Origin of the sequence: Guyparkeria halophila, assembly GCF_034479635.1 — a bacterium.
GTDB classification, from domain to species: Bacteria; Pseudomonadota; Gammaproteobacteria; order Halothiobacillales; family Halothiobacillaceae; genus Guyparkeria; species Guyparkeria halophila.
In genome coordinates this window covers 1,570,822-1,594,273 of record NZ_CP140153.1, presented here as the reverse complement: position 1 = coordinate 1,594,273, position 23,452 = coordinate 1,570,822, and the positions used below count along the sequence as shown (strand labels likewise).

Genomic DNA, 23,452 nt, shown 5'->3' with positions numbered 1-23,452 from the left:
ATGGCCGATGCGACCCCCAACCGGTTCTGGTCGGACGATCTGGGCGCGTTGTCGCCCTACGTGCCGGGTGAGCAGCCGAAGATCGATGACCTGATCAAGCTCAACACCAACGAGAACCCGTTCGGTCCATCGCCGCGGGTGATCGAGGCGATTCGCGCCGCGGCCGACGATGGCCTGCGGCTCTATCCGGATCCGACCAGTCTGGCGCTGCGCGAATGTCTCGCCGAGTACCACGGCGTGATGGCCGAACAGGTCTTTGTCGGCAACGGGTCGGACGAGGTGCTGGGCTTCCTGTTCCGGGCCTTGTTCCAGCGTGGTCGGCCGGTGGTGTTTCCGGACATCACCTATTCGTTCTACCCGGTGTACTGCCGGCTGTTCGGGATCGAGCCGCGCACCGTTGCCCTGGACGAGGAGCTGGCCGTGGACGTCGAGGCGATGTGCGCCATCGACCCGTCGAGCGTCGGCGGGGTGATCCTGCCCAACCCGAACGCGCCCACCGGTCGGCTGCTGGCCATCGACCAGGTCGAGCGACTCGCGGCACACTTTGCCGACTGCGCGGTGGTCATCGACGAGGCCTATGTCGATTTCGGCGGCGAGTCCGCGATTGGCCTGATCGATAGCTACCCGAACCTGCTGGTCACGCAGACGCTGTCGAAGTCGCGTTCGCTTGCCGGGTTGCGACTGGGTTTTGCCGTCGGCGACGCCGGGCTGATCGAGGGGCTCGCGCGGGTCAAGGACAGCTTCAACTCCTATCCGGTCGACCGCCTGGCCAGTGCCGGCGCCATCGCCGCCTACCAGGACGAGGCGTATTTCGAGCAGACGCGTCGCGCGATCATTGCCATGCGCGATCAGCTCGGCGCGGACCTGGAGGCGCGCGGCTTCGAGGTGTTGCCGTCGGCCGCCAACTTCCTGCTGGCCCGTCACGCCGAACGTGGCGGGGCGAGCCTTGCCGCCGGGCTGCGGGAACGTCGGGTGATCGTGCGCCACTTCGATCGGGCGCGGATCGGTGATCACCTGCGGATCACCATCGGCAGCGAGGGGCAGAACGCGGCGCTGCTCGCTGCGCTCGACGAGATCCTCGTCGACGGGTGATGTGCCCTGGATCGTCGAGCGGATCTTCCCTTGCGGCCTGTTTTCGGCTCGATCTGCGTGTTATTCTTCGCTCGCGTTCTGGCCAGCAACAGGCCGGCCACGACGCCACCCAATGGTGCCCTGTGTTCGTCCCTTCGCGACGGATCTCCGTGAATTCCGCCAGGCCCGGAAGGGAGCAACGGTAGCGGTCGATCCGGGCGCCGGAGATCGGCGGATGCAGGGTGCCACCCAATTGGATCCTGCGCTATGAGTTATCTGGTACTGGCACGCAAGTGGCGACCCCGGCGTTTCGACGACATGGTCGGCCAGGGTCACGTGCTCCAGGCACTCACCAACGCGCTGGATCGCGACCGTCTTCACCACGCCTACCTGTTCACCGGTACCCGCGGCGTGGGCAAGACGACGGTTGCTCGCATCTTCGCCAAGGCCCTCAATTGCGAGCAGGGCGTTTCCAGCCAGCCTTGCGGCGAATGCGCCGCCTGCCGCGAGATCGACTCGGGCCGATTCGTCGACCTGATCGAGGTCGACGCCGCCTCGCGCACCAAGGTCGACGACACCCGCGACCTGCTGGAAAACGTCGTCTATCTGCCGGTCAAAGGCCGCTTCAAGATCTACCTGATCGACGAAGTGCACATGTTCTCCCAGGCGAGTTTCAACGCCCTGTTGAAGACGCTTGAAGAGCCGCCAGAGCACGTCAAGTTCCTGCTGGCGACCACCGATCCGCAGAAGCTCCCCGTCACGGTCCTGTCGCGCTGCCTGCAATTCAACCTGCGCGCGCTGCCCCAGGCGCATATCCAGACCTATCTCGCCGACATCCTCAATCGCGAAGGCCTCGAGGCCGACGCGGAGGCCCTGCGCCTGGTGGCGGATGCGGCCGGCGGGTCGATGCGCGATGCCCTGAGCCTGGTCGACCAGGCCATCGGGTTCTGCGACGGGCGCCTGGAGACCGACGCGATCGCCGACATGCTCGGTGTCACCGATCGACGACTGTTGCACGGATTGCTCGAACAGCTGGCCGCCGGCGACGCCGACGGGGTGTTCGGACTGGTGGACCAGGCGCTGGAGCGATCGGTGGACCCGGCACGGCTATTGGCGGAACTGGCCGAGGCGGTCCATCAGGCGGCGCTGGCGCAATGGCTGCCGACGGACGCCCCGGCATTGGACGCGGATGCCGCCACCCTGCAGCTCTGGTACCAGATTGCCTTGTCCGGTCGTCGTGATATCGGTTGGGCGCCCTCGCCACGCGTGGGCCTGGAGATGACCTTGCTGCGCATGCTGGCCTTCGAGCCGGGCGCCGGCCGGGGAGGCGATGGCCCGCCCGCGCGCCAGGCGGCATCCCCCGCGACCGGTCACGCGCCGTCGCGCCCAGCGCCCGCCCCGGCATCTGATCAAGAAACCGCCTGGGCGCCCGTGGGTGTCGCGGATCGGGAGCCGGCCGGCTATCTTGCCGAGACCGCCGCTGCCAACGAGGCAACGCCGGCGATTGCTTCTGCTGAGGAAGGAAATCGTGCCGCCCCCGACGTGGGTCACGTCGAGACACCCCAAGTGGGGGAGGGCCAGCTGAGCCAGCCGGGCCAGGCGAGCCAGCCGGGCGGTGGTTGGACGATCACGCCGGAGAACTGGTTCGAGATCGTGGCGCAGCTGTCCATGCCGGCCCGAAGCCTCGCCGAGCGCTGTCACGCGGTCAACGACGAGGACTCGGTCGTGTTGGTGATCGACCCGGGTTTCCTCTCCATGGCCTCGAAGGCCACGCAGGAACGGCTGGTCGCCCAACTGGAGCGACTGGGCGTGCATCAGCCGGTGCGATTCGAGGTGGGTGACACCTCGGCCGTGGCTGCCCCGGTGCAAGGGACGCCCAGCGGTGCACCGCAACAGCCGTCACCGTCACCGGACGTCCCGGTCGAAACCCCGGCACAGATTCGGGAGCGCAACGAGCAAGCGACCGCCGAAGCGCGGGAGCAATCGCTGCGCGACCATCCGGCCGCCCGGGTGATCGGCGAGCGGGCCGGGGCCGAACTGATTCGAGAATCCGTGCGCCCGATCGACGGGCACCACACAGTCAATGAGCAATAGCCAGCAGGAGACCGCAGATGAAAGGTGGTATGGGCAACCTGATGAAACAGGCGCAGGCGATGCAGGAAAACATGCAGCGCATGCAGGAAGAAGTCGCAAAGATGGAGGTCGAAGGCCAGTCCGGTGGTGGCCTGGTCAAGGTGACCATGACCGGCAAGCATGAGGCGCGACGCGTCTCGATCGACCCGAGCCTGCTGGAAGACGACAAGGACATGCTCGAGGATCTGATTGCCGCGGCGATCAACGATGCCGCCCGGCGTATCGAGCAGGAACAGCAGGACAAGATGTCCGGTATGACCTCCGGCATGAATCTGCCGCCGGGCTTCAAGATGCCGTTCTGAACCGGCCCTTTCTGGTCCCATCGCCCGATCCGTTGCGGTTCGGGCGTTTCTCGTTCGGGAGACGTGAATCGTGCAATTCTCGCCCAGTTTCCAGCAATTGATCGATGCCCTGCGCTGCCTGCCTACCGTGGGGCAGAAGACAGCGCAGCGGATGGCGCTGCACCTGCTCGAACGGGATCGTGCCGGGGCAGGGCACCTGGCCGAGGCGATTGGCGAGGCGCTGGAAAAGCTGGGGCATTGCCGCTCCTGCCGGGTATTCACCGAGGGCGATATCTGCCCGATCTGTGCCGACGATCAGCGTGACGACCGTCTGCTGTGCGTGGTCGAGTCGCCCGCCGACTGGATCGCGATCGAGTCCTCGGGGGCCTATCAGGGGCGCTATTTCTTGCTGCTTGGTCGACTGTCGCCGTTGGACGGGATTGGTCCGGACGAGCTGAAGCTCGATCAGCTTGCCGCACGTCTCGACCAGTCGGGGATCGAAGAGGTGATCCTCGCCACCAGTGCGACCATCGAGGGTGAGGCGACGGCGGGGTACGTGACCGAGTTGGCGCGTTCACGAGGGCTGCGTGTCACGCGCTTGGCCCAGGGCGTGCCGATGGGTGGCGAGCTCGAGTACATCGATGCCAGCACGCTGAGCCTGGCGCTCAAGGGGCGACGCGAGGCCGAGTCATAATCGGGATGTATCCGGCATAAGGGAAACGGGGTAACATGGCGATTCCCTTGCCCCTGCGGAGAACGCATCATGCCCGTCCCTCGCCTCCTTCGTCTTTTTACGCCGCTCGCCACTGCCTGCCTGTCGGCAAGCGTGGGGGTGGTCTCGATCGCTGCGGCGCAAACGCCGGATTCGGCAACGTCGACCATCCAGATCGGCGATCCCTTCCCGCGGTGGGAACTGACCGACCAGCACGACCAAACCCATCGACTCCCCGGTGACACGACACAAGCCATCGTCTTCTCGAGCTCCAAGCAGGCGGACGAAACGCTTTCCCCGGTCCTGGAATCGGTTGTCGGTGACCGGCTGATCAGCGGTGAGGTGATCTATCTCTCGGATATCAGTCGGATGCCGGGCCTGATCAGCCGGCTGTTTGCATTGCCGTCGCTGCGCGACCGCGACTATCCGGTCGTGCTGATCCGGGAAGAGGGGGTTTCCGCGCCACTGGTCACCGAGACCGATTGCCTGGCGCTGTACCGCCTCGGGCAGGGAACGGTGGTCGCCCGTGAGGATCTATGCGTCGAGTCGGACGTCACGAACGCCTTTTGATGGCCGGTCCTGGCGACCGCGGGGCGACCCCGGGGCGCGACCCGTGGAGGTGGTCAGATCGTGGTGTTGTTCTGCTCGTCGATCAGGGTGTCCGGTCCGGTCGCGTCGGGGTCGGCGGGATTGTGGATCACGCGGTCGCGACCTTTGCGCTTGGCGGCCAGTAGCGCGTCGTCGGCACGCTGGATGATGCTGTCGGCGTAATCCTGAGGGGTCACATTGGTGAGCCCGATCGAGATGGTGAGTTCGCCCAGCTCACGGCCGCTTTCGGCAAGGCGCAGCTTTGACTGCGAGATGATATTGCGCAGCTTGTTGGCAACGGCCATCGCGCCGTCGGTGGGGGTGTCGGGCAGGACGATCGCGAACTCCTCGCCACCGTAACGCAACACCTGGTCCTGGCCCTTGACGTGCTCGCGCAGGGTGCGGGCGATAAAGCGCAGGATCTTGTCGCCGACCAGGTGGCCGTAGTTGTCGTTGATCTGCTTGAAGTGATCGATGTCAGCCAGAAGGAACGCCGCCGGTTCGCCGGCCGACAGGGCGGCGGTGATCTGCTTTTGCAGCATGTCGTTGAGGCCACGGCGGTTCGGCAATCCGGTGAGCGGGTCGGTGCGGGCATCGCGACGGGCGCTTTCGAGTTCCTTGCGCAGCTTGGCGATCTGGTCGCCGGCGCTGTTCATCTGGTCGGAGGATTCCAGTGCGCTCTTCTCGACGTGACGGGTATCCTCCATCACCTCCTCGGTCAGCGTCCGCAGGGCCTCCACCGAATCACTGCGATCGATCTGGCGCACGAAGTCGCCCAGGGTCGAGGCAAAGTTGGAGAACTCGTTCCCGGTATTGAGCATCTGCAACATCATGTTGCGCATCACGCGCAGCATGATGTCCTGGGCGCGAGACATCTGCTTGAGTGCGCCATTGAGTACGTGTGTGTCGAACAGGTCCTGGGCGACTTCCTGGGTCAGGCCATTGCTGCTGTTGATCGCGTCGTCCATGTCCTTGGTGAGGCTGGCGTCGCGCTTGAGGGCGCGCTCGTAGAACAGCGTGATGTAGACCGGGGTCGGTGGCAGTCCCAGCTCGGCGAGCTGGGATAGCACCATCCGCATGATTTCACTGGCCTGGCCGCGGTCGTGGGTGTAATCGAACATGTGACGTTCCGGTCTTTTGCGCCGCAGGGGGCGAGGTGTGTTGTCCTATTGCGTCGGGCCTGCCACCGGGCGTCGACGCGACGGCATGTCTCAGTCGTCCAGCAATTCGGACAGTTCGCGCGAGAGTTGATGCTCTTCCACGCCGTTCGCCTGCAACAGCTCGCGTAGATGGGTCAGGGCATCCAGTTCAATACTGGACCATGCCAGCGCGAGGGTCCGGTTCGACTCGCGGACGATGCGGGCGGTGAGCTCGACGAGGACGGTTTGGTCCGGATCGGAGAGGATCTCGATGTTCAGCGATTCGGCGACACAGTCGTCGCTGAGGCTGCCTGCGGTTTCGAGCTCGATCAGGACACCCTTGAGCGAGACGTCGAGAATGGTGCCGCGCAACGTTGCCTTCGGGCAGCGAATGCGCACCGGCAGCGGGATCTCGACTCGGGCGAAGCGGCGTTGAGTGATCATTCCGTTGTCCTGCTCCTGGCCGTCTGGGTTGCACTGAGCCGCAAGTGACAGCAAGCATACTGTCTTCGGGCGTCAAGCGCCACAGCGCGGGCCCGAGTTGGTGGCTGGACGTGCTCGATGGGCTGATAGAATACCCACCATGCCAAAAGTGATCGAGATCCGCACCCCCGGACGGGGCTTTACCAACATCACCGCTCAGGTCCAGGCCGAGTTGTCCGGCAGCGGTCTGTGCCATCTGTTCCTGCAGCACACTAGTGCCTCGTTGATCCTGACCGAAAATGCCTCGCCAGAGGTGCGGACGGATCTGGAGACCCTGATCGGCCGCGCGGCGCCGGATGGCGATCCCGCCTATCGTCACGACGACGAAGGGCCGGATGACATGGCAGCCCACTTTCGCACGCTGTTGGCGGGTCACGAGCTGTCGTTGCCCATGGACGCGGGCCGCCTGATGCTGGGCACCTGGCAGGGCGTTTTCCTGTGGGAGCATCGGGCGCACCCGCACCGGCGCCGCATCGTGATCACCCAACTGCCCGAGCGGCAATGACCCCGATCGCCGGTGGCGGGCCGCTGGTGCCGGCGGAGCTGGCCTGGCGTGACGACGGCACCGTGCACAGCGAGGCATTCGGTGGTCTCGATTTTCCCCGCGCCGGCGCCTTTGCCGAGAGTGAGCATGTCTTCCTCGCCGGCAACGATCTTTATGCGCGCTTCGCCCAGGATCCGGGCCAGGATCCGGGCCAAGAGCAGGGCCAAGCGCAGGGCCAGAAGCCGTATCAGTGCAATCGCATCCTCGAGGCCGGGTTCGGCACGGGGGGCAATTTCCTCGCCACCGCGTTGCTGTTCCTGGAACTGGCGCCGCCGCAGGCCACCCTCGATTTCGTCAGCCTGGAAGCGCATCCCGTCGCGGCGGTCGATCTCCCGCGCCTGGGGAGCGCTCAGCAACGCGCGGCACAGCAGTGGCTCGCCGATCACCCGCGGTTCCCGATCGACGCCCACGAGCGCTTCGTTGATCTGCAATCCGCGCTGCACGCGCAGTGGCCCGACCCCGTGCCCGGGTTTCACCGGCGTCTGTTCGCGGATGGGCGTATTCGTCTGACGCTGGTCTGGGGGGATCCCGCCATCCAGACCCCGCGCATCGACGGCCGTTTCGACGCCTTTTACCTGGATGGATACGGCCCCGACGGCAATCCCGAGTCGCCCCAGGAGCCGGTCATCCAGCAGCTGGGCCGGCTATCGGCACCGGGGGCGACAGCCGCGGTGGCTCATGCAGCACCTTGGGTGCGAGAGCGGCTGACCGCGGCAGGCTTCGTGGTCCAGCAGCCCCCGGGGTTTGCTCGCGACGAGGCCATGCTCAGCGCCCGTCGCCATGATGGGCCAGAGGCAAGCGGGGTGGCCTCGAGGCGGACCGAGGGCCCGGTCGCGATCCTGGGGGCTGGGATGGCCGGGACCACGGTGGCCCGAGCGCTCAACCGACGGGGACGCGAGGTGGTCGTGTTCGAGGCGGGATCGGCCCCCGCCGGTGGGGGGTCTGGCAACCCGGCCGGCCTGGTCGCGCCGGTGATCAGTCGCGACTGGAACCGCCTGTCACAACTGACCGCGACCGGCATGGGCTTCATGCGCGCCGAACTGGCTGAACTGGTCGATGGCGAGACAGCCGCGTTCGATGGCGTGATCAAGCTCGCGCGCAGCGAGCGGCATGTCGCACGTCAGGCCGGGATTGCCGCGGAGCTGCAACCGGATCCGGGCTTCGCTCAGTGGTGTGAGGCCGCCTCGTTGCGCGGGCTGACGGGGGTGACCGATATCGATTCCCCCGGCTGGTACTTCCCGACCGCGGGCTGGCTGCGTCCGCGGCCGGTCATTGCCCATTGGCTTGCCGCCCCCGGTATCGAGACGCGTCTTGATCGGTCGGTGCAGCGTCTGCTGGGTGCGGCGGGTGCATGGCGAGTGCAGACGACCGACGGTCGGACGCACGGACCGTTTGCCGAAGTGATCGTGGCGGCCGGCCCGTCGAGCGGGGCCCTGATCGAGGCGTTGCGGCCGTGGATCGAGCCATGTCGGGGGCAGGTCAGTTGGGGGCGGCACGGAGGGGAGCGGTCCGGTGACCCCGTGGTGAGTCGTCGTCCGCTGATGCGTGAGGGCTATGCGCTTGACCTGCCCAGTGGTGAGCGCCTGTTCGGGGCGAGCTTCCTCCCCGGCGATACCGAACTGGCGGTCCGGGAAGACGAGCACGAGGGGAACCGGCACCGGCTTGCCGCCATCGCGCCGTCACTCGAGCTGCCGCTGTCTCGCGATGGCCTGCAGGGACGGGCCTCCTTGCGTGCCACCACGCCGGATCGTCTGCCGATCGTCGGCCAAGTTGCCGACGGGCTGTGGGTGTCGACCGGACACGGGGCGCGTGGGCTGACCTGGTCGGCATGGCTCGGCGAATACCTGGCCGCGCAAATCGAACAAACCCCCTCGCCGTTGCCGCGGGATCTGGCCGAGGGCCTGCGCCCGCAGCGCTTCGACGAGCGTGCCGCTCACAAGCAGGCCCGGCAGGCCGGCAACCGCTGTGGCCGCCGGCCGGACTGAGGTCGGCGGGCCTACCCGCTGGCCGGGGGCCGTATCGAAGTGGACGATCAGTCGGCCAGGCGGCGGATCCGCTCGCGTTGGGCGGCCAGTTCCTCGAGCTCTGCCTCGAAGCCGGCCAGACGCTCGCGCTCCTGGTTGACCACCGCTTCCGGGGCGCGCTCGACGAAGTTGGCATTCGACAGCTTGCCGCGCGCCTTCTCGATCTGCTTCTCGATGCCCTCGACTGCCTTGTTCAGGCGCTCGAGTTCCGCGGTCACGTCGATCAGGCCGGCCAGCGGGATGTGTACCTGCATCTTGCCCACCAGCGCCATCGCCGATTCCGGCAGCTCGCCGTCGACTTCCTCGATCGACTCGATCCGCGCAACCGTGGTCAACAGCGGTTCGAGCTCGCGGATGCGGACCCGGTCGGTATCAGCGGCCTCGGTAACCAGCACCGGCAGCGGCTTGCCGGGGGCGATGTCCATTTCGGCGCGGATGCGGCGTACGCCCAGGATGAAGCCCTGCAGCCAGTCGATCGCCTGGCGTGCTTGCGTGTCGATCTTCGACTCGTCGGCGACCGGGAACGGCGCGGTCATGATGGTGTCGTCATCCGAGCGCTTGGTGCCGGCAAGCGGGGCGACCCGCTGCCAGATGGTCTCGGTGATGTAGGGGATGAACGGGTGGGCCAGGCGCAGCAGCGTCTCGAGTACGCGCACCAGGGTGCGGCGGGTGCCGCGCTGGGCGGCCGCGTCGCCATGCTTGATCGCCGGCTTGGTCAGCTCGAGATACCAGTCGCAGTAGGTGCTCCAGGTGAAGTCATAGAGCGTCTGCGCGGCGAGATCGAAGCGGTAGGTCTCCAGGTGCTTGGTGACCGTGGCCTCGCAGGCCTGCAGCTCGCCGATGATCCAGCAGTCGGCGGTGCCCAGCGTGACCGGCTCGTCACCCAGCCCGGTGTCCTCGCCCTCGCACTGCATCAGCACGAAGCGGCTGGCGTTCCAGAGCTTGTTGCAGAAGTTGCGGTAGCCCTTGACGCGTTCGAGGTCGAAGCTGATGTCGCGGCCGGTGGTCGCCTGGGCGGCGAAGGTGAAGCGCAGCGCGTCGGTGCCGTGCGCCTCGATCCCGTCGGCAAACTCCTCGCGGGTGTGCTTCTCGATCAGCCGTGCCTTCTTCGGCTGCATCAGGCCGGTGGTGCGTTTTTCCACCAGCGCCTCGAGGTCGATGCCGTCGATGATGTCGATCGGGTCGAGCACATTGCCCTTGGACTTCGACATCTTCTGCCCGTGCGCATCGCGCACGAGACCATGCACGTACACCTCGCGGAACGGCACGTCCTTGCCGAAGTACTTGCCCATCATCACCATCCGGGCGACCCAGAAGAAGATGATGTCAAAACCGGTCACCAGCACGCTGGTGGGATAGAAGCGCTCGAGCTCGGCGGTCTGTTCCGGCCAGCCCAGCGTGGAGAACGGCCACAGCGCCGAGGAGAACCAGGTATCCAGCACGTCCTCGTCCTGGTTCAATTCGACGTCGGCGGGGATGTCGTACTTCTTGCGCACCTCGGCCTCGTCGCGGCCGACGAACAGATTGCCGTCCGTGTCGAACCAGGCCGGGATGCGGTGGCCCCACCACAGCTGGCGGCTGATGCACCAGTCCTGGATGTTCTCCAGCCATTGGAAGTAGGTGTTCTCCCAGTTGCCGGGCACAAAGCGGATATCGCCCGAGCGCACGGCATCGATGGCCGGTTGGGTGATGGCCTTCTTCCCGCCTGGCTTGCCGGTGGCGGTCTGGTCACGGGTGAGATCGACGAACCACTGGTCGGTCAGCAGGGGCTCGATCACCGTGCCGCTGCGATCGCCGCGCGGCACCATTAGCTTGTGGTCGTCGATCTGTACCAAGAGGCCCTCGGCCTCGAGATCACTGATGATCTGGCGACGGGCCTCGTAGCGGTCGAGACCCCGGTAGCGTTCCGGGATGTGCGGGTCGACGTCGCGGGCCGCCTCGCCGACGCACTCGGCCGCCTCGCGGATCGCGGCGGTTTCGGTCAGGACGTTGAGCATCGGCAGGTCATGGCGCTGGCCGATGGCGTAGTCGTTGAAGTCGTGCGCCGGGGTGATCTTCACACAACCCGAGCCGAATTCCGGGTCGACGTAGTCGTCGCCGATGATCGGGATGCGCCGCCCGACCAGCGGCAGGGTAATGGTCTCGCCGATCAGGTGCTGGTAGCGCTCGTCCTCGGGATGCACGGCCACGGCCGAGTCGCCCAGCATGGTCTCCGGGCGGGTGGTCGCGACCACCAGCTGCCCCTCGCCGTTGCTGAGCGGATAGCGCATGTGCCAGAGGTGGCCGGCCTCCTCCTCGCTGACCACCTCGAGGTCGGAGACCGCCGTGCGCAGCACCGGGTCCCAGTTGACCAGGCGTTTGCCGCGGTAGATCAGGCCGTCCTCGTATAGGCGGACGAAGACTTCGCGGACCGCCTCGGATAGGCCATCGTCCATGGTGAAGCGCTCGCGCGACCAGTCGCAGGAGGCGCCCAGGCGCTTCATCTGCTCGGTGATGAAGCCGCCGGACTGCTCCTTCCACTCCCAGACCTTCTCGAGGAATTTCTCGCGGCCGATGTCATGGCGCGAGACCCCTTCCGACTCCAGCCGACGCTCGACCACCATCTGGGTGGCGATGCCCGCGTGATCCGTGCCCGGCTGCCACAGGGTGGCCTCGCCGCGCATGCGGTGCCAGCGGGTCAGCGTGTCCATCAGGGTGTCCTGGAAGGCATGGCCCATGTGCAGGCGACCGGTGACGTTCGGCGGCGGCAGCATGATGCAGTAGCTGCCCTCGGCCTGCATGTCGGGGCGAAAGTGATCACCCTCCATCCAGCGCTGGTAGCAGTCCTGTTCGATCTGTCGGGGGTCGTAAGTCTTGTCCATGCCGTTCTTCAGGTTCGCTTGTCGTCGGGTCGGGAGGGTCGGATCGGGGCCGCCGGCGGTGATGGCTGGCCTACTCGCCGCTGGGGCGGACCGACTCGATGCGGTGGTGGTCGATGGTCGCACCGGCGCTCTTGTATTGTCGCCAGCGGGCACGGGCGTCTGCGCGAGGCTGCTCGCCGGCCGGGATGACCTCGTCGACGTGCTCGCGGTCGGTCGGGCGCGGGATGGGGGCGCCGGTGAGGTTGATCACCCGGGCAAAGCCGCCGGCCTCCGGGTCGCAGCCGATGAAGATCGGGGCGTGGTCCGCGTCTTCCGGGTCGGCGGTATGCGGCACGAAGCGGTCATCTCGGTACGACCAGAGGTAGTCGTCGAACCCTTCCACGTGGGCGAGACTGGCGCAAACCACGTAGGTGGGGCGCTGTGCTTCGGCCTGCTCGGCGCAGAGTTCGGCGGCGAAGTACCAAAAGGCATCCTCGGCCGGGTCGTCGATCAGGTGGAATACAATCTCGCTCATCTGGGCCTTCGGGCGTGGTCGATGTCCGGGTTAGGGGGTGCTGCGATGGTGGCGATCAGTCGGTATGCTGTCGGTCGGATATCGGTAACCGGGGCCGCCGACGGCCACGCCACGGAGCAAACGAGCATTATGCCCAATTACCCCATGTCGCCCAAGGCGATCGGCCCAGAAGTTGGCCCAGAAGTTGGCCCGGAAATCGACCTGACGATGGCCTGCCGACCTGTGGGCGCGCGCCGGGACCCCAACGGCTCCGGGAGGGCGTCTTGATCTCGCGCAAGGGTCGTCTGCCGTCCATGCTGGGTTGGGTGGCCGTGCTGCTACTGCTCGGCCTGGCGATCGCCTGGGTGGGGCCGGCACGCCTGATTGCGCCCTGGCTTTCGATCGACCCCTGGGCCCTGCTGGTGGCGATGGTGCTGATGATGGCCAGTTACCTCATTCGCACCCTGCGCATCACCCGTTATTTTCCGGATCGGTTGGCCGGCCATTTCTGGTCGGCCTTCCGCCTGTCGAGCTGGCACAACCTGATGAACAACCTGCTGCCGATGCGCTCCGGTGAGCTGGCCTTCCCGGTGCTGATGCAGCGCTACTATCGACTGTCCCCGCTCGAGAGCATGCCGGTGCTGTTCTGGTTTCGCCTGCTCGACCTGCAGGTGGTGCTGCTGATCGGACTTGCGGCCGGCGGGCATCTGCTCGGCCTTTCCACTGGGATTTTGGGCGTGCTGTTCGTCTTGCTGCTGCTGACCCCGATCGTTGCCTACGGTCTGCGTCACTGGTTGCACGGGGTGCTTGCCCGGCGGGATGGGCGACTGGCGCAACTGGGCGTGACGATGCTCTCGAGCCTGCCCGATCGCCCGATGCGGTTGATGGGCACGCTGTTCTGGACCTGGGTGAACTGGCTGGTCAAGCTGACGGCCCTGGGCTGGGTCTTAGCTGCCCTGGCGCCGGTCGGTTTCGCGGCGGGTGTGCTCGGGGCGATCGGTGGGGATCTGACCACGGTGCTACCGGTACACGCCCCGGGCGGGTTTGGCACCTACGAGGCCGGCGTGGCCCTCCTGCTGGCCCCGCTGGTCGACGAGCCGCGCAAGGTGCTGGCCGCGGCGGTCAACTTGCATCTGTTCGTGCTGGGTACCGCGCTGCTCGCCGCGGGATTGGCGCTTTTCATTCGTCGGCCGTCGCCGCGCTGACCTCGTCGGTTGCCGTGGAGCGTATCAGCTGATCGAGAGTGCCCATGTAGCCCTGCAGCCGGGCCTCGAAGGTTTCGCCCGGCATGGTCCCGTCGCGGAATTCCTGTAGCAGTGACAGGATGCCGGTGGCCAGGTGGCGATGGCGGTCGAGGTTTTCGGTCGCCCACCAGGCAGCGGCGGCGCGCAGTTGGTGATGGCGCTCGGATTGCTCCAGGTGGGCGCGTCCCAGCGAACGCAACCCCCAGAGGGCGGCCATGGCGCCGAGTGCCGTGCGCGGCCGGGCGGGGTGGGTCGCGAAATCGAACCGGGTCATCCAGCCGGCGAGGGCGTTGCGGCGCATCGGTCGGGCGATCGCGTAGCCCTGGCCGAGCTGGCCGCCGAGCAGGGCGGTGGCCTCGATCAAGTCGGGCGTTTCCAGGCCCTCGACCACGGTGCGCAACTCCAGGGCCTGAGCCATCTGGATCATCGAGGCGATGAAGGTCAGAACCCGGCCGGGTTCGTGCTGGGCCGCGCGCACCATGCCCTGGTCGACCTTGACCGTGTTGAACGGCAGGCTGCGCAGCCGCAACAGGTTGTTGTAGCCGGAGCCGAGATCGTCCATGGCGAGGTTGACGCCCAGCTCACCGAGCCGCTGCATCGGTTCGGCCAGGTCGCTCGGCTCGAAGCCGGTATCGCCCTGTTCGAGCAACTCGAGGGTGACCCGGTGGGGGCTGACGCCATGGCGGTCGAGCGCCGCGCGGACGTGCCCGGGCGTGGCCGGGTCCATCAGTACGCCCACCGGCAGGTTGATGGCGACCGACAGCGACGGGCCGTGGCGTGCCTCGATGTCGCGCAGGCAGATCAGCGACTGCTCCAGGCCCAGCTCGAACAGCCGCATGACCTGGCCGTCATTGAGCCACGGGATGAACATGTTCGGCAGGATCACCTCGCCATCCGGCAGGTACAGGCGGGCCAGTGCTTCCAGCGTGGTCAGGCGGCCCGTCTGCACGTCGATGACCGGCTGGAAGATCATTTCCAGTCCGCCGTCATAGAAGGCCTGTCGCCAGCGGTCATAATCGCCCTTGGCGTAGAGCAGGGCGGTCGGACTGCGGATCTGTCGCCAGGCCTGACTGACCAACGCCATCAACTGGCCGGCAAAGCCTTGCAGCCTCGCATTCGCGAACATGCCGGGGATGCGACCGTGCAGACAAATCACTGCGATCGGCTGGTCGCGGTTGTCGAGGATCGGGATCGCCACCGAGCTGCGCACTCCCAGTGCCTCGGCCGGCTTGGCCCAGGGGGCGCCCGCGGGATCGGCGAGGGTGTTGTCCATCCTGGTCACGCGGGCCTGCCGATAGGCGACCGAAACCGGATGATCCGACTCCGGGCGCTTGAGATCCAGCGTGGGATGGAGGTCGCTGCGTCCGTCCGGGCGATTGAAGAGGTCGACGCCCTCGGCATAGTTGGCAACGAAGCGGCCGTCCGCATTGGGCGAGAGGATCGCCACGCCATCGATGCCGGGCAGACCGGACAGGGTATCGAGCAGGTGCTCGTTGAAGTCCGGCCAGTTGCGCTCGTCGCGACGACGCCGGTCCATCTCGACCAGGCCGGCATGGAACTCGTCGTCCACCGCCTGGCCGGCGGTGAGCTGGTGGGAGAGTTCCATGCTGAGTCGTTCGGTAAAGACGCGCTCGAGCCGGTTCTGGTGACGCTGGTTGAGGTGGGCGCGATTGAAGGTGTCGTTGAACTCGTGCATGTAGACCGTGATCGCGCGGACCAGGTCGCTGGGCGAAACACCCGCCAGGGCATGGACGTGGCCGATCTGACGGGCACGATTGACGTGCGCCTCTTCGCTCAGATCGGGATCGAGCAGGAAGGCCAGATGCGCTGCCTGCTGAGTCTGCAACGTCGCGTATTCCGCGGTCGACAGGCGGTCGAGTACGGTACGGATCGATTCCTGCTTGGATAGCTCGGCGTAGAATCGATCGATGAAATCGTCGCTGAGACGATCCACCTCCGGTTGAATCCGCTCGAGAAGCATCTTCGCGGCCGGGCCATACGCCTTAACCGTCTCGCTCATCTCGGGAAGGTCCTGGCCTCGTTGCGTGGTCTCCCGCTCCCAGATCACCCAGTCCTGCCGGCGGGCCGACTTGTTGTTCTTGGCGGCGTACAGCGCGGCATCCGCGTTCCGGATCAGCTGTTGCGGCGCACTGTCGTCGAGTGGATAGCGCGTGACCCCGATTGAGCCGTTGGCGTGGACCTCGACACCGTCTTCCAGGGAAATCGGTTGCCGGATGGTGGTGGCCACGCGATCGAGTACCCGCGCCAGCCCCTCGTCACCCTCGATGTCCTCCAGGATCAGCAGGAACTCGTCCCCGCCAAGCCGGGCGGCGGTGTCGGTATCCCGAATCGCGTTTTTCAGGCGCGCGGCGAGCGTCATCAGCATCTCGTCGCCGGCAGCATGACCGAAGCGGTCGTTGATCGGCTTGAAATCGTCCAGGTCGAGCAGTGCGACCGCCAGCATCTGCTGGTGCCGGTCCGCCCGCGCCAGTGCCTTGGGCAGTTCGGCGTCGACGGCGCGGCGATTGGCCAGGTTGGTCAGCGGGTCGTGATAGGCGAGGTAGGTGTTGCGTTGCTGTTCCTCGTCGAGTCGATCGCGCAGGTCGAGCTGCTCGAGGCTGCGATTGACCAGTTCGCCCAAGTGCACCAGCACCTCGCTTACCTGCTGATCGAGGTCCGACTCGGCCGCGGCGATCACCACCAGGAAGGCCCAGAGCCGGCCTCCGCGCGATAACGGCACCAGCGCGGCCAGCGGCGGGGTGTCGAACCAGTTCAGCTGTGCGAAGGGCGCGGCGATGCGCTCGTCGATCACCAGGCGTCGGCCGCTGTCGACCAGCGCGTGGGCACGGCGGATGCCGTCTTCCAGCGTACGTTTCACCTCCGCACTCGGCCGGTCGATGATCTCGCTGTCGCCACCGGTGGCAATCGGGGTGATGCCGTGCTCGGCCGGGGCGACCCAGGCGCCCAGAAATAGGCCGGTTTCCACCAGCTGCGTACAAACGACATCGAGCATGCGCTGCTCGTCATCGGCCAGGATCAGGGTGTCGATCTGGGCGAGCAGCGACTGCATCAGTGCCTGGTCGCGTTCCAGTCGCTCGATCCGCTGGCGCTGACGACGCTTGAGTTCCGCGGCATCCGCCTGCGTGCTGGCGAACAGTTGGTCGATGCTGGCGTGCAATGCCTGGAGCGTTTCCGTCTCGGGCAGGGACTCGACGATCTCGATCGCCCAGTAGCCCAGCGCGCCGTCTTCCGCGCCGAGTGCCTGCAGGAGGAGGCGTTCCTCGATGTCCTCGATCGCCGCGGCTGGATGAGAGGGATCACCCGGGGTGCTGGCCACGCCCGGATCCGGCAGCAGAGCGGGGTCGAAGTCATGGCTCGCGGCCAACAGCCGACCATCCTCGCTCAGGAACACGGCACTGCGTGACAGGGCGGGATAGCACGCGGCAATCGTCTCGAGCAGGGCGCCGAGTGCCTCGTCGCGAGGCAGCCGCTCGCCAAGCGAGCGGGCCATGGCCTCGAGTCGCTGGACCGTCGTCGAGGTCATGGGAGGCGCGGCGTGGCGGCGCGGGGGGCATCCGGCTGCCGTCGGAAAGGCCGTGGCGCCGACGGCGCAGGCAGGGCGGAAGGCGCCGTTCTAGGGCTGGGTTGGTGGTGGCTCATGTGGTTGAGAGGATCAAGCCGTCACGGGTTGGGGTCAAGTTTGCTGGCAAGTCGGTATCGGGCCGCGGGCGGCGAGTGGGCAGTGGTCGGCGATGGCCTCGTGTCGTCGCGGCACTAGCGGGTGGTGGCGGTCGCGGGCGTACCTGCCGTACACTGCCCGCGCTTTTGTCGATCCCGGATTGCCATGCCGAATCGACGCCAGTGATGCCTTGCACTACCGACCCACGGGCCGCTAGCGCACGCGGGGAATCCGCGTTCCCGCCAATCACGCCCTCATCAAGCCTTACCACGGGGTGCTCCACGCCATGACAACCCAGCTTGCCGCGCCGCTTTCCATCGTCGTGCCGATGTTCAACGAACAGGAGAACGTCTCGCCGTTGGTCGAACGGGTGCACGACGCGCTGGCGGATTATACCGGAGCCTGGGAGCTGTTGCTGGTCGACGACGGCTCCTCGGATGCCACGGTTGCCCGAATCCGCGAGGCGCGTGAGGCCTTCGGCTCGCACGTCCGGCCGATCCCGCTGACGCGCAACTTCGGCCAGACCGCCGCGATGCAGGCGGGTATCGATCTCGCCCGCGGCGAGGTGATCGTGACCATGGACGGCGACCTGCAGAACGATCCGATCGATATCCCGCGCCTGGTCGACCGGCTGTTGCGCGAGGACCTGGACCTGGTGGCCGGCTGGCGGCGCGATCGCAAGGACAACTGGCTGCGCAAGGTGCCCTCATGGCTGGCCAATCGCCTGATCCGGCGCCTGACCGGCGTCAACCTGCACGACTACGGCTGCAGCATGAAGGTCTTTCGTGCCGAGGTGATCAAGGGCGTGAGGCTATACGGCGAGATGCACCGATTCATCCCCGCCTGGCTGGCCACGCAGACCGCCCCCAGCCGGATCGCCGAGGAGGTGGTGACGCACCATCCGCGCACGGCCGGCACCTCCAAGTACGGCCTGTCGCGCACCTTCCGCGTGATCATCGATCTGATCAGCGTGTACTTCTTTATGCGCTTTTCGGCGCGACCGGCGCATTTCTTCGGCCTGCTGGGTACCGGGTTCGGTCTGCTGGGCGGGCTGGGGATGTTCTACCTGCTGATCGAGAAGATCCTGGGGCACGACATCGGCGACCGGCCACTGCTGCTGGTCTCGATCCTGTTCATCCTCATCGGTGTGCAGATGCTGACCACCGGCGTGCTCTCCGAGATGCTTTCCCGGACCTACTACGAGTCGCGTGACGTGCGCACCTACCATCTGCCGGCACGCTTTGACCTGGCAGGCGAGAACGATGCCTTCCGCATGCCGTCGGCCGGCAAGCGCGGCAACGAGGCCGACGGCGGTGTGTCCGCCCACGGGGACCGGGCATGACCGGCCAGACTGCCGTTCGCCGTGATCCGGCCCCGGCCAACCAGCTGGTGCTGGCCTTCGTGCTGACCGCGGTCGTCCTGCTGTTGGGCGTGTTCGCCTGGCCGGGTGCCCGCGAGTCCCTGTTTCATGTCTTCAATGTCCTGGGCGGCATCGAATCGACCCAAGCGTTCTGGGCCGGCGTCAACGCCCTGGCCGACACCTGGCTGACGCTGGGCCTGCTGCTGCCGTTTGTGCTCTGGCGTCCCCGCCTGGCGATCTTGCTGCTGTTCGCCGCGATTATCGCCACGGCCATCACCCACAGCATCAAGCCGCTGCTCGACGTGCTCCGCCCCCCGGGTGTGCTGGAGGCCGATGCCTTCAACCTGATCGGGCACTCGATCAGTTCCAAGGCGTTCCCGTCGGGGCACACGGTGACTGCGTTCACCTTTGCCGGGTTGCTGATCCTGGGCTTGCGTCCGCGCTGGCCGTGGGTGGCACTGCTGCTGGCGGTCGCCTCGATCATGGGCATCTCGCGGATGGTGGCCGGTGTGCACTGGCCCACCGACGTGCTTGCCGGGGCAATCGTCGGATTGGTGTCGGTGGCCGTGGCCGTCTGGCTGGTCGATCGCTGGCCGGCGGCCCGACACGCCCGCTGGCCGGTGCCGGTGGCGGTGTTCGTCTGTGCGGTATGCGCGCTGGGGGCGCCCTGGGTCGACGTCGGGTATCCGCAGGGGCTCTGGGCCAACTGGCTGGTCGCGCTGATCGGGGTGGCCGCGCTGTTTGTCGGCACGCTGCGCTACTGGCCGGGACGGCTGAGCCGGTCGCTGGATCGTCGATTGGGTCGACTGGGGTCGCGTGGACGCTGATGGCTGTCGCGGGGATCGTCAAAACCGGGTGTGCGAGGCTATAATTCCGCCATGTCACTGATCGCCTTCGGGGTTAACCACAAGACCGCACCGGTGGACGTGCGCGAGCGCATCGCGTTCGGCCCCGAGCGCGTGCACAACGCCCTCAAGGAACTGCTTGGTGACGGTGGGGCGCGAGAGGCGGCGATCGTCTCCACCTGCAACCGCACCGAGATCTATACCCACGCCGAATGCGTCACCGACGAACTGGTCGAGTGGCTAGCGACGTTTCACCAGATGTCGCCGGAGGCGTTGGCCCCCTACATCTACGCCCACACCGACGAGTCGGCGATTCGTCATCTGATGCGGGTGGCCTGCGGTCTCGACTCGATGGTGCTGGGCGAGCCGCAGATCCTCGGCCAGATCAAGGACGCCTTCACGCTGGCGCAGGACGCCAATGCGCTGGGCCCGATTCTCGGTCGCCTGTTCCAGAACACCTTCGCGGTGGCCAAGCAGGTGCGCACCGACACGCAGATCGGTGCCTCGCCGGTGTCGGTCGCCTTCGCGGCGGTCAGTCTGGCCCGGCAGATCTTCGGTTCGCTCGAGGAAAAGACCGCGCTGCTGATCGGCGCGGGCGAGACCATCGAGCTGTGTGCCCGACACCTGCAGTCGGCGGGGCTCTCGAGAGTGATCGTCGCCAACCGCTCGATCGAGCGGGCCCACATGCTCGCCGAGCAGTACGACGGCAGCGCGATCGGCCTGGGCGACATCCCGGCGCACCTGCACCGCGCGGATATCGTCATCTCCTCGACCGCGAGCTCCCTGCCGGTGCTGGGCAAGGGCGCGGTGGAGCAGGCGATCCGCGAGCGCAAGCGCCGCCCGATCTTCATGGTCGACATTGCCGTGCCGCGCGATATCGAGCCGCAAGTGGGCAAGCTCCAGGACGTCTACCTCTATACCGTCGATGATCTCAAGACCGTCATCGACGAGGGGCAGCGCAGCCGTCGTGAGGCGGCTGAGCAGGCCGAGGAGATCATCGACGTCCAGGTCGAGCATTTCCTGCAATGGGTGCAGTTGCAGACCGGCGCGGAACTGATCCGCAATTACCGCCGGCGCGCCGAGGACATGCGTGACGAGACGCTGGCACGGGCCCGCTCGATGATCGAATCCGGTCGCGACCCGCAGGAAGCGCTCGATTATCTTGCGCGCACGCTGACCAACCGCCTGATCCACCAGCCGACCGTGGTACTGCGCCAGGCCTGCGTCAGTGGCGACCTCGCCACGGTGCAGAGCGTCTCCCACGTGGTGGGTCTCGACGAGGACGCCGAAACGCTTGCCCAACGTGCCTTGCCGGTCGGGCAATGGGGCAACCGCAACCCGAACGACGACCGCGAGCGCTAGCGCATTCCCTTCGCCCGCTATCCGGTCGGGCGGCGCTCCAACCGCTGATCGTTCCCCTCACTTTTCGTACCCGAATCTTTTATGCATAACGCCCTGGTCGCCCGGCTCGACAGCCTGGTCGAACGTTTCGAGGAAATCACCGCACTGCTCGCCGATCCCGATGTGATCGCCGATCAGGTCCGCTTCCAGCGCCTGTCGCGCGAATACGCCCGACTCGAGGCCTTGGTGAAGAACGTCGAGACCTATCGTCGCACCGAGCGGGAGCTCGCGGAGGCGCGCTCCCTGGTCGAGGGGGATGACCCCGACATGGCCGAGATGGCCCGCGAGGAACTCGCCGATCTGGAAGGGCGATACGCCGAACTGGACACCGAGATCGAGCGCCAGTTGCTCCCCGAGGATCCGAATGACGAGGGCGACGTGTTCCTCGAGATCCGGGCCGGCGCGGGCGGCGACGAGGCGGCGATCTTCGCCGGTGACCTGTTCCGCATGTACGGTCGCTTTGCCGAGTCCCAGGGCTGGAAGGTCGAGGTGCTGTCGGCCTCCGAAGGCGAGCACGGCGGCTACCGCGAGCTGATCTCGCGGGTCAGTGGTGACGGGGTCTACTCGTGGCTCAAGTTCGAGTCCGGTGCCCACCGCGTTCAGCGGGTGCCCGTGACCGAGACCCAGGGACGCATCCATACCTCGGCGGCGACGGTGGCGGTCATGCCGGTCATCCCCGCGGCGGACGCCCCGGAGATCAACGCCAACGACCTGCGGGTCGATACCTTCCGTGCCTCCGGGGCCGGTGGTCAGCACGTCAACAAGACCGATTCCGCGATCCGCATCACCCATCTGCCCAGCGGCACGGTGGTCGAATGCCAGGAAGAGCGCTCGCAGCACAAGAACCGGGCGCGGGCCATGGATCTGCTGGCAGCGAAACTTGCCGACGAGGCGCGCCGCGAGCAGGCCGAGGCGACGGCCGCCAACCGCAAGGCCCTGGTCGGCAGTGGCGACCGCTCCGACCGTATCCGCACCTACAACTTCCCGCAGGGGCGCGTGACCGACCACCGCATCAACCTCACGCTCCATCAGATCGACAAGATCCTCGCCGGCGATCTCGCCCAGGTGGCGGTGCCGTTGCGTCAGGCCGACCAGGCCGCGCAACTGGAGGCGCTCGCGCAGGAAGGCACGTGACAGGGGCCGTGAACCCGGCGTCCACCGACGAGTGCCTCGATGCGCTGCTGAGACGCTGTGGTGAACGGATCGTGGCCGGGCGTGGTTGTGAGCGCGCGGAGGCGCTGTTCGAGGTTCGTCTGCTGGCCGGCTTCGTCACCGGCCTGGATACCACCGCACTGATGCTGCAGGGCGACCGACCGCTTGAGCCGGGTAGTCACCACCGGCTGGAGTCGCTCTGTGAGCGGCGCGCGGCGGGTGAGCCGGTCGCCTACCTGATCGGCGAGCGCGGCTTCTGGCGATATCGTTTCCACGCCGCGCCCGGCGTGCTCATTCCCCGACCGGACACCGAGCTGCTGGTCGAATGCGCCCTCGAGTTGCTACCCGGGACGACGCGGTCGCGGGTGCTGGATCTCGGCACGGGGAGCGGCGCGATCGCGCTGTCGATTGCCGCCGAGCGGCCCGCCGCCGACGTGCATGCCGTCGACCGCTCCGAGGTGGCGATCCGACTCGCGGCGCGCAATCGCGAATTCCTGGCCGAGCAGGGCGCCTCGGTGAAGGTGGGCCTGTGGCAGGGCAACTGGCTCGACGCGGTCGCGCCAGGCTCGGTCGACCTGATCGTCAGCAATCCACCGTACATCGCCGCCGGCGATCCGCATCTCACCGCCGGCGACCTGCGCCACGAGCCGATCGAGGCCCTGGTGGCCGACGAGGCGGGGCTGGCCGACTACCGGCGGATCATCGCTCAGGCCCGCACGGTGCTGCGACCGGGGGGATGGCTGCTGCTCGAGCACGGATTCGAGCAGGCCCAAGCGGTCGGCGGGCTGCTCGACCAGGCCGGATTCGAGACGATCGATACGCGTCGGGACGTGGCCGGACACCCCCGCGTCACCGCCGGGCGGCGCCCGGGCTGATACCCGTCGTCGCGCGGTACGCCGTTCTTGGTTCGCCCTGGCAACTGCGCTAGTCTTGATCCGTACAGTGGGGAAGGCAAGGCGCCGGCATGGAAGACAAGCAACTGATCAAGATGCACGAAATCTGGTTTCGTGGCCCGCACCAGGAAGGGGAGCCGGCACGAGCCGCGGAGTCGTTCGCCCGGTGGTTGCCGGGGGTGATTGCCGCCAAGCGCCGCGGGCCGCTGTGCCTGGAGGTCGAGTACGACCTTTCCGTCATTTGTCTCAAGGTGATTCGGCAGGCGCTGCAGGCAGCCGGCCTTCATCTGGATGCCGCCTTGCTGGAAAAGCTCAAGTGCGCGCTGGTCGACTACACCGAGCAGAACCAGCGCGAGGCGTTGGGGCTGGACGGCTGCAACCTGCCGCTGCAGAAATACCGTGCCACCGGCGAGGCGGGTGTCATCCGTGATCGCCACCCCGAGGAGAGCGCCGAGCGTCCCGACGACCCTTGGCGTCATTATCTCTGAACACCTCGCGCTGACGCGATGGGGGAACAATGCCCGGCTCACGCCGGGCATTTGCGTTGGC

At 66.9% G+C, this 23,452-nt stretch carries 19 protein-coding genes and 1 other RNA gene; 15 read left to right on the top strand and 5 right to left on the bottom strand.

What is annotated here, in order from left to right; genetic code table 11:
• The 6 genes from hisC to SR882_RS07195 all read left to right on the top strand — a co-directional run bounded on the left by hisC (position 1) and on the right by SR882_RS07195 (position 4,767).
• A complete protein-coding gene (gene hisC, locus SR882_RS07220) occupies positions 1 to 1,092 on the top strand; it encodes a histidinol-phosphate transaminase (protein ID WP_322520582.1) in 1,092 nt (363 codons plus the stop codon).
• A gap of 123 nt (positions 1,093 to 1,215) precedes the next feature.
• Positions 1,216 to 1,312: signal recognition particle sRNA small type (gene ffs, locus SR882_RS07215), an RNA gene on the top strand.
• Positions 1,313 to 1,338: 26 nt separating this feature from the next.
• Positions 1,339 to 3,165: a DNA polymerase III subunit gamma/tau gene (dnaX, locus tag SR882_RS07210; RefSeq protein ID WP_322520581.1), complete on the top strand. Its 1,827-nt coding sequence runs from the start codon at positions 1,339 to 1,341 to the stop codon at positions 3,163 to 3,165.
• 17 nt (positions 3,166 to 3,182) lie between these two features.
• A complete protein-coding gene (locus SR882_RS07205; protein WP_322520580.1) occupies positions 3,183 to 3,506 on the top strand; it encodes a YbaB/EbfC family nucleoid-associated protein in 324 nt (107 codons plus the stop codon).
• 70 nt (positions 3,507 to 3,576) lie between these two features.
• Positions 3,577 to 4,179: a recombination mediator RecR gene (gene recR, locus SR882_RS07200; RefSeq protein WP_322520579.1), complete on the top strand. Its 603-nt coding sequence runs from the start codon at positions 3,577 to 3,579 to the stop codon at positions 4,177 to 4,179.
• A 69-nt stretch (positions 4,180 to 4,248) separates the two neighbouring features.
• On the top strand, positions 4,249 to 4,767 hold the full coding sequence (locus SR882_RS07195; protein ID WP_322520578.1) for a hypothetical protein: 519 nt from the start codon (positions 4,249 to 4,251) through the stop codon (positions 4,765 to 4,767).
• A 53-nt stretch (positions 4,768 to 4,820) separates the two neighbouring features.
• On the opposite strand, the gene SR882_RS07190 is transcribed toward SR882_RS07195, so the two are convergent.
• Both SR882_RS07190 and SR882_RS07185 read right to left on the bottom strand, forming a co-directional pair.
• The gene (locus SR882_RS07190; RefSeq protein WP_322520577.1) at positions 4,821 to 5,906 is read right to left on the bottom strand and encodes a GGDEF domain-containing protein; all 1,086 of its coding nucleotides are present in this window, start codon (positions 5,904 to 5,906) and stop codon (positions 4,821 to 4,823) included.
• 90 nt (positions 5,907 to 5,996) lie between these two features.
• Entirely contained in the window at positions 5,997 to 6,368 is a 372-nt protein-coding gene (locus tag SR882_RS07185; RefSeq protein WP_322520576.1) for a PilZ domain-containing protein, read from the bottom strand.
• 139 nt (positions 6,369 to 6,507) lie between these two features.
• Between SR882_RS07185 and SR882_RS07180 the strand changes: the two genes are divergently transcribed.
• Together SR882_RS07180 and mnmC are read left to right on the top strand one after the other, a co-directional pair.
• Positions 6,508 to 6,912 (top strand): secondary thiamine-phosphate synthase enzyme YjbQ, encoded by a 405-nt coding sequence (locus tag SR882_RS07180; protein WP_322520575.1) that lies wholly within the window; start codon positions 6,508 to 6,510, stop codon positions 6,910 to 6,912.
• Complete coding sequence (mnmC, locus tag SR882_RS07175; protein ID WP_322520574.1) at positions 6,909 to 8,936, top strand: FAD-dependent 5-carboxymethylaminomethyl-2-thiouridine(34) oxidoreductase MnmC; 2,028 nt, start codon at positions 6,909 to 6,911, stop codon at positions 8,934 to 8,936. The genes SR882_RS07180 and mnmC overlap by 4 nt, the downstream gene beginning before the upstream one ends.
• Positions 8,937 to 8,983: 47 nt before the next feature.
• Here the strand turns inward: mnmC and SR882_RS07170 are convergent, their stop codons facing one another.
• Positions 8,984 to 11,836 (bottom strand): valine--tRNA ligase, encoded by a 2,853-nt coding sequence (locus SR882_RS07170; protein WP_322520573.1) that lies wholly within the window; start codon positions 11,834 to 11,836, stop codon positions 8,984 to 8,986.
• A 70-nt stretch (positions 11,837 to 11,906) separates the two neighbouring features.
• On the bottom strand, positions 11,907 to 12,350 hold the full coding sequence (locus tag SR882_RS07165) for a DNA polymerase III subunit chi (RefSeq protein WP_322520572.1): 444 nt from the start codon (positions 12,348 to 12,350) through the stop codon (positions 11,907 to 11,909).
• Positions 12,351 to 12,613: 263 nt separating this feature from the next.
• Here SR882_RS07165 and SR882_RS07160 point away from each other — a divergent pair, with 263 nt between their 5' ends.
• Complete coding sequence (locus SR882_RS07160; protein ID WP_322520571.1) at positions 12,614 to 13,534, top strand: lysylphosphatidylglycerol synthase domain-containing protein; 921 nt, start codon at positions 12,614 to 12,616, stop codon at positions 13,532 to 13,534.
• Here the strand turns inward: SR882_RS07160 and SR882_RS07155 are convergent.
• Complete coding sequence (locus tag SR882_RS07155; protein ID WP_322520570.1) at positions 13,509 to 17,117, bottom strand: diguanylate cyclase domain-containing protein; 3,609 nt, start codon at positions 17,115 to 17,117, stop codon at positions 13,509 to 13,511. The genes SR882_RS07160 and SR882_RS07155 overlap by 26 nt on opposite strands.
• Before the next feature lie 421 nt (positions 17,118 to 17,538).
• Here SR882_RS07155 and SR882_RS07150 point away from each other — a divergent pair, with 421 nt between their 5' ends.
• The 6 genes from SR882_RS07150 (at position 17,539) to SR882_RS07125 (ending at position 23,391) form a co-directional block, all read left to right on the top strand.
• On the top strand, positions 17,539 to 18,594 hold the full coding sequence (locus SR882_RS07150) for a glycosyltransferase family 2 protein (protein ID WP_322520569.1): 1,056 nt from the start codon (positions 17,539 to 17,541) through the stop codon (positions 18,592 to 18,594).
• Complete coding sequence (locus tag SR882_RS07145) at positions 18,591 to 19,439, top strand: phosphatase PAP2 family protein (protein ID WP_322520568.1); 849 nt, start codon at positions 18,591 to 18,593, stop codon at positions 19,437 to 19,439. Before SR882_RS07150 ends, SR882_RS07145 begins: the two co-directional genes overlap by 4 nt.
• Positions 19,440 to 19,490: 51 nt before the next feature.
• A complete protein-coding gene (gene hemA / locus SR882_RS07140; protein WP_322520567.1) occupies positions 19,491 to 20,819 on the top strand; it encodes a glutamyl-tRNA reductase in 1,329 nt (442 codons plus the stop codon).
• 81 nt (positions 20,820 to 20,900) lie between these two features.
• Entirely contained in the window at positions 20,901 to 21,992 is a 1,092-nt protein-coding gene (gene prfA, locus SR882_RS07135; RefSeq protein WP_322520566.1) for a peptide chain release factor 1, read from the top strand.
• Positions 21,989 to 22,885 carry a peptide chain release factor N(5)-glutamine methyltransferase gene (prmC, locus tag SR882_RS07130; RefSeq protein ID WP_322520565.1) on the top strand — a complete coding sequence of 299 codons (897 nt, stop codon included), beginning with the start codon at positions 21,989 to 21,991 and terminating at the stop codon, positions 22,883 to 22,885. Before prfA ends, prmC begins: the two co-directional genes overlap by 4 nt.
• 89 nt (positions 22,886 to 22,974) lie before the next feature.
• Positions 22,975 to 23,391 carry a hypothetical protein gene (locus SR882_RS07125; protein ID WP_322520564.1) on the top strand — a complete coding sequence of 139 codons (417 nt, stop codon included), beginning with the start codon at positions 22,975 to 22,977 and terminating at the stop codon, positions 23,389 to 23,391.
• Positions 23,392 to 23,452: the final 61 nt, after the last annotated feature.